The following is a 6,182-nucleotide window of genomic DNA, read 5'->3' as shown; positions in this document are numbered from 1 at the left end:
CCAACGGCCTGTTCCTGGCCCAGGCCTTCCGCATGCGCAGCCGCGACGTGCTCTACGTCTCGAACGCGCCGTTCTCGGAAGTCCAGAAGGTGCTCAGCGTGTTCTCCACCGTCGCATCGCCCGTCACGACCGCGGCATCCGTCTACGCAGTCGGCCGGTAATGCGCGGCGCCTCCGTCCTCGCCGTCGCGGGTCTGGCCCGCGAGGCGCGGATCGCCGCCGGAGACGGCGTCGAGACGCTTCAGGCCGGAGGTCGTCCGGCCGTCTTGCGGGACAGGCTCGCTGCCCTGCCCGACCGACCGCTTCGGGCCGTGATCAGCTTCGGCATCGCCGGCGGGCTCGATCCGGACCTTGCGCCCGGCGACGTCGTCATCGGATCGGCGGTGATCGTCGTGGCCGAGGGGGGCGATCGGCGCCTGCCCTGCGATCCGGCCATCGTCGCGGCTCATGCCGAGAGGCTCGCGGCGCTCGGCCGGCGCGTGGTCTCGGCGGACGTGGCGGGCGTCGAGGCGGCGATCCTGACGGCCGGTGCCAAAGCGGCTCTGCACGCCCGCACGGGCGCGGCGGTTGTCGACATGGAATCGCACGTGGCGGCCGCGTTCGCAGCGCGGCGCGGCCTGCCCTTCGCGATCCTGCGGGTGGTCTGCGATCCGGCGGAGCGCGCCCTGCCGGCCTTCGCGGCGGCGGCGCTGAAGCCGAATGGCGATCCGGACGTACCGGCGGTGCTCAGGGCGCTCGTGCGGCGCGAGGCGCGGATCGGTGAACTGGTGCGCCTCGCCCGGGATTCGGGCGAGGCGTTTCGGGGCTTAGGCCGCGCTCGCGCGCTTCTGGGTCTCGCGCTTGGTGTCGACGCCTGAGGCTTTGATCTCGGACAGCTTCTGGGCGACGTTGCGGGAGAAGACGTATTCGGCCGGACGCTGCTTATCGAGGTTGATCTCGGGCGCCATCTTGCCCTCGGTCCTGATGCCGCGGATGGCGTGGAGCACCGGCTTCCAGGGCTTGCGGACCGAATCGACGACCGACGAGGCCTCGTAGCCCGAATGGACCATGCAGTCGGCGCACTTCTCGTAGTTGCCCGTGCCGTAGGCGTCCCAGTCGGTGTCGTCCATCAACTCCTTGAAGGTCGCGGCGTAGCCTTCTCCGAGGAGGTAGCAGGGCTTCTGCCAGCCGAAGACCGTGCGCGTCGGGTTTCCCCACGGCGTGCAATGGTAGGTCTGGTTGCCGGCCAGGAAGTCGAGGAACAGCCCGGACTGCTGGAAGGTCCACTTCTCGCGGCCCTTCTCCTTGCCGTGGCGGAAGACGCCGCGGAACAGGTTTTTGGTGGCCTGACGGTTGAGGAAGTGCTGCTGGTCGGGCGCGCGCTCGTAGGCGTAGCCCGGCGAGACGGTGATGCCGTCGACGCCCATCTTGGTGACGCTGTCGAAGAAGTCGGCGATCTTGTCCGGCTGCGAGTTGTTGAAGAACGTGCAGTTGATCGTCGTCCGGAAGCCCATCTCCTTCGACTTGGCGATCGCAGCGACGGCCTTGTCGTAGACGCCGCGCTGGCAGACCGACTGGTCGTGCATCGACTTGTCGCCGTCGAGATGGATCGACCACGTGAAGTACGGGCTCGGCTTGTAGTCCTTGATCTTCTTCTCGAGCAGCAGCGCGTTCGTGCAGACGATGACGAACTTCTTCTGCGCGATGATGCCCTGCACGATCTGCGGCAGATCCTTGTGCAGGAGGGGCTCACCGCCGGCGATGACCACCACGGGAGCGCCGCACTCGCGCACGGATTCGAGCGCCTCGTCCACCGGCAGGCGCTTGTTCAGGATCTCATCCGGGTAATCGATCTTGCCGCATCCGGCACAGGCGAGATTGCAGCGGAACAGCGGCTCCATCATCATGACGAGCGGGTAGCGCTTACGTCCGGTGAGGTGCTGCTTGACGATGTAGCCGCCGATCTTCGCGACGTACCGTATCGGGATTCCCAAGACGCGGCTCCTTGTTGTTGGCCCCGAGATCGAAGGGGCTGCTTAGCGCGAAAAATTTCTGAATTCCAGGGATGTAGTCTGGAACCAATTCGAAGTGGCCGAAAAAGGGCGGCCGCGTCGGTGTATCTGCTGTCGGCGTGTCCGGCAGGCCACCACAGCGACGTGAGCGATGGGCCGCTCCGCCCTCGGCGCGAACCCCGTGCGCTCCTGAAAGCCGCCGCCGCGGCACCCCGAGGGTGGGGACGGCAGCGGCCGGCCCAGGTGCCCGCCGCAATGCTGCAATGCAATACATCATGTCGGGGGCGGAGGCTCCACGAAATTCCCGTCGCGTTGCATTCCGGGGCCGGGACCAGTACTTAGCGCGCCACCGAGGGCGACGTCGCGGGCCGGCGAGCCGGCTTTGCGGCCGGCGCGGGTTCGCGATCGGCCGTTCACGAGGCCGGGCCTCTCGGGTCGATTTCGGAGGGGCGATCCTCGCCTGCCGGTGGAGACTCCGGCTGTACGCACGGGGAGACGGCGGGATCCGCCGCCCGACTCCTCCAGCGGCGCATGGGTCGGATTGAGGCAGGCAGGATACCGCGTGATCGAACGTCTCGTCGCGTTTTCCGTACAGCGCCGTTGGCTCGTCATCGCCATGATCGCGCTGATCACGGCCGCGAGCGGTGGCGTCGCCGCCCATCTGTTCCGCATCAACACCGATGTCGAGCGGCTGATCGAGCCGAGCGTGCCGTGGCGGCAGGACGAGATCCAGTTCGAGAAGGCCTTCCCGCAGCGCTCCAACCTCGTCGTCGCCGTCATCGACGGCCGTACGCCGGAGATCGCCGAGGAGGCCGCCGTCGAGTTCTCGAAGGCGCTCGCCGTCCACAAGGACCAGATCGACACGGTCTACCGGCCGGATGGCGGCCCGTTCTTCGACAAGAACGGCCTTCTGCTGATGTCGCAGAAGGAGCTCGAGCAGACCACCGAGAAGCTCATCGAGCAGCAGGGCCTGCTCGGGCCGCTCGCGGCCGACCCGTCCCTGCGCGGCATCATGCGCGTGCTCGCCATGGGCGCGAAGGGCGTGAAGTCCGGCGACGCCAAGCTCGAGGATCTCGAGCAGCCGATGACGCGGATCGACGACACCTTGAAGACGGTGCTCGCCGGCAATCCGGCCCGGATGTCGTGGCAAGAGCTTTTGGCAGGCGGCAAGTCCGAGACCACGGACAAGCGCAAGTTCGTGATGATCCAGCCGGTGCTCGACTACAATGCGCTGGAGCCGGGCCGCGAGGCGACGAAGCTGATCCGCAACCTCGCCAAGGACCTGAAGATCACCGAGGCCGAGGGTCTGCGCATGCGCCTCACCGGCCCGGTCGCGGTGGCCGACGACGAGTTCGCGACGCTCTCCGACGACGCCCTCCTGAACTACTCGATCACGACCGCAGCCATCGTCCTGTTCCTGTTCCTGGCCCTGCGCTCGGGTCCGCTGGTGGTCGGCGTGCTGATCACCACCTTCGCCGGCCTCATCGTGACCGCGGCTTTGGGCCTGCTCATGGTCGGCGAGCTCAATCCGATTTCCGTGGCCTTCGCCGCGCTCTTCGTCGGGCTCGGCATCGATTTCGGCATCCAGTTCGCGGTGCGCTACCGGGCCGACCGCTACGAGGTCGGCGAGGTCGGCGCGGCGATCCGGGCCGCCGCGCGGGGCGTCGGCGTCTCGCTGACGCTGGCCGCGATCTCGCTGATCGCCGGTTTCTTCGCCTTCCTGCCCACCCAGTTCCGCGGCGTCTCCGAACTCGGCCTGATCGCCGGCGTCGGCATGATCGTCGCCTACCTGTTCGCGCTGACGCTGCTGCCGGCGCTGATCGCGGTGTTCCATCCGCGTGGCGAGAAGCGCGCCGTCGAGACGACCTGGCTCGCGGGCGCCGACCACTGGATCGTCGAGAACCGCAAATACGTGCTCGTGGGCGTCGGCCTGATCACGATCGCCGGCATCCCGCTGCTCCTGAAGCTGCCCTTTGATTCGAACCCGATGCACCTGCGCAGTGCGAAGGTCGAATCGATCGCGACCTATCTCGACCTGATCCAGGATCCCGCGACGAGCCCGAACACGGTCGACGCGCTGGCCCCGAACGTCGACGGCGTGCCCGAGCTGTCGGACAGGCTGCTCAAGCTCGAAGCCGTGGCCAAGGTGATCAACATCGACACCTTCGTGCCGCGCGACCAGGACCAGAAGCTCCAGACCATCGCCGAGACGGCGCAGCTGCTCGGTCCGGCGCTCAACCCCGGCAAGAAGCAGCCGCCGCCGACGGACGCCGAGAACGTCAAGGCGATCAAGGAGACCGCCGTCGCCCTCAAGGGCATCGACGACGGCAAGTCGGCCGGCGCGAAGGCCGCTGGTTCGCTCTCCGCGACGCTCGACAAGCTCGCCGCCGCACCCGTCACGACCCGCGAGGCGGCCTCGGTCGCGCTCACCACCGACCTTAAAACCCTGCTGCGTCGCTTGGCCGGGCTGCTGAACCCCGAAAAAATCACGCTGCAGAACCTGCCGCCGCAGCTCAAGGCCGAGTGGGTAACCGCGGACGGGCGCTCGCGCATCGAGGTCCACCCCAAGGGCGATTCGAACAACGACGAGGTGCTGCGCCGCTTCGCCAAGCAGGTCCAGACGGTGGCTCCGCACGCCACCGGCGCGCCGATCGCCACGACGGAATCGAGCCACACCATCCTCGGCGCCTTCGTCCAGGCCGGCCTGACGGCGCTGGCGCTGATCTTCATCATCCTCTCGGTGGCGCTGCGCAAACCCTGGGACGTCGCCATGACGCTCGGACCGCTGGTGCTCGCCACCCTATGGACGCTGATGACGCTGCATCTCATCGGCATGCCGCTGAACTTCGCCAACATCATCGCCCTGCCGCTGATGCTCGCCGTGGGCGTGGCCTTCCACATCTACTACGTGATCGCCTGGCGTGCCGGGGTCGCCGACATGCTCGCCTCCAGTCTGACCCGGGCGATCTTCTTCTCGGCGCTGACCACCGGCACCGCCTTCGGCTCGCTGGTGCTGTCGAGCCATCCCGGCACCGCCAGCATGGGCAAGCTGCTGGCACTGTCGCTGTTCTTCACGCTGATCGCGGCGTTCTTCGTCGTCCCGGCCTTCCTCGGCCCTCCGCCGAAGCAGCCCGATGCGAAGCGGCCCGAGGGCGAGGATGCCGGCAAGCCGGCGGCCATGGACAGGGCGGCGCGGGAGCCGGTGGCGGTGAAGTAGCCACGGATTCTGGGTGGCCTCTGGACGCCGCCGCTGCTCCTGCCTAATCTTCGGCAATGGAGACGGTTTCGCTTTCCGATGCTGCGGACAGACTTGCCGATCTTGCCCGCCGGGTCGAGGACGGTGAGACGATCGTGCTCACCCGCGACGGGAAGCCTATCGCGGACATGGTACCGCATCAGCCACGCGGCGGTTTCGATCTCGAAGCCGGACGTCGCTATTTGCGCGAGGAAGGCCTGCCCGACCCATTTCCTTACGTAGCTGACGACTTCGACGATCCGCTGCTCGAGGACTTCCTCTTGAGGCCCCTGCCCTGACGTGCGGCTGCTCGTCGATACTCATGTCCTGATCGGACTTTCGACGGGTACATTGCAGCAGCGGTACCCGGCCATCGCTTCCGGGCTGAAGCTTGAAAGACGAGTCCACGACGTTTCAGCGAGCGTCGTCAGTCTTTGGGAAATCGCGATCAAGACCCGCTTGGGAAAGCTCGACCCGGGAATTTCACTTCCGAAGCTTGCGGCGTTCTTCGAGGCTGCCGGATTATCGATCCTGCCGATCGATCGGGCTCACGTTGTTGTCGATGCCCTGCCCGAACCGGCGACGCGCGATCCGTTCGACAGGCTCCTCCTGGCGCAATGTCGTGTGGAGGGCCGCCTGCTGGTGACCGCGGACGGTGCGATGGTGGGGCATCCACTCGTTGCGACCGGGCTATAGCCGCCTAAGCTGCCTCAACCAAAATCCGAAAACCCGCCGCTCACCGCCCCCACCCGCGCCACGACCTCCCGCGACTCCACTGCGATCAATGCATCCCGCTCGTCCGCATAAGCGTAGCCCGGCGCCTCTCCCGCGAATCCGCCGGCGGTGGCGGGGTGGGTGTAGAGTTCGGTGAGGCCGTCGAGCAGGCGCATCGCGAGGGGATCCTCACCGCGGCGAGCCTGATGGTTTCGGCGCCCGCTGCGGCCGATGCCGTGGCGC

The 6,182-nt window shown here is 67.4% G+C and carries 6 protein-coding genes and 2 pseudogenes; 6 read left to right on the top strand and 2 right to left on the bottom strand.

What is annotated here, in order from left to right; genetic code table 11:
• Window positions 1–161: pseudogene (locus FV217_RS23580) on the top strand (sugar transporter); the annotation flags it as partial.
• A complete protein-coding gene (locus FV217_RS21530; protein WP_147820551.1) occupies window positions 161–856 on the top strand; it encodes a phosphorylase in 696 nt (231 codons plus the stop codon). The pseudogene FV217_RS23580 and the gene FV217_RS21530, both read left to right, overlap by 1 nt.
• Here the strand turns inward: FV217_RS21530 and hpnH are convergent.
• On the bottom strand, window positions 806–1,972 hold the full coding sequence (gene hpnH, locus FV217_RS21525) for an adenosyl-hopene transferase HpnH (RefSeq protein WP_147820549.1): 1,167 nt from the start codon (window positions 1,970–1,972) through the stop codon (window positions 806–808). The two genes, FV217_RS21530 and hpnH, sit on opposite strands and share 51 nt — an antisense overlap.
• A 580-nt stretch (window positions 1,973–2,552) precedes the next feature.
• Here hpnH and FV217_RS21520 point away from each other — a divergent pair.
• The 3 genes from FV217_RS21520 to FV217_RS21510 are packed head-to-tail and all read left to right on the top strand — an operon-like array spanning window position 2,553 to window position 5,921.
• Entirely contained in the window at window positions 2,553–5,207 is a 2,655-nt protein-coding gene (locus FV217_RS21520) for an MMPL family transporter (RefSeq protein ID WP_147820547.1), read from the top strand.
• A 56-nt stretch (window positions 5,208–5,263) separates the two neighbouring features.
• Window positions 5,264–5,524: a type II toxin-antitoxin system prevent-host-death family antitoxin gene (locus FV217_RS21515; protein ID WP_147820545.1), complete on the top strand. Its 261-nt coding sequence runs from the start codon at window positions 5,264–5,266 to the stop codon at window positions 5,522–5,524.
• A gap of 1 nt (window position 5,525) precedes the next feature.
• On the top strand, window positions 5,526–5,921 hold the full coding sequence (locus FV217_RS21510; RefSeq protein WP_147820543.1) for a type II toxin-antitoxin system VapC family toxin: 396 nt from the start codon (window positions 5,526–5,528) through the stop codon (window positions 5,919–5,921).
• Between the two features lie 14 nt (window positions 5,922–5,935).
• On the opposite strand, the pseudogene FV217_RS21505 reads toward FV217_RS21510, so the two are convergent.
• Window positions 5,936–6,109 (bottom strand): annotated as a pseudogene (locus tag FV217_RS21505) (PTS cellobiose transporter); the annotation flags it as partial.
• Between FV217_RS21505 and FV217_RS23575 the strand changes: the two are divergent.
• Window positions 6,077–6,182: ChbG/HpnK family deacetylase (locus tag FV217_RS23575; protein ID WP_348641979.1), on the top strand; the 106-nt coding region annotated here is incomplete at its 3' end. The pseudogene FV217_RS21505 and the gene FV217_RS23575 sit on opposite strands and share 33 nt — an antisense overlap.

The organism is Methylobacterium sp. WL9, from assembly GCF_008040035.1.
Classification (GTDB): Bacteria; Pseudomonadota; Alphaproteobacteria; order Rhizobiales; family Beijerinckiaceae; genus Methylobacterium; species Methylobacterium thuringiense.
Note: the sequence above shows the minus strand (reverse complement) of the source record. Positions and strands in the feature narration are given on the sequence as shown.

Bases quoted from the DNA above. Each gene is read 5' to 3' on its own strand.
- FV217_RS21530 (WP_147820551.1), top strand. From the start codon at position 161: ATGCGCGGCGCCTCCGTCCTCGCCGTCGCGGGTCTGGCCCGCGAGGCG.
- FV217_RS21515 (WP_147820545.1), top strand. From the start codon at position 5,264: ATGGAGACGGTTTCGCTTTCCGATGCTGCGGACAGACTTGCCGATCTT.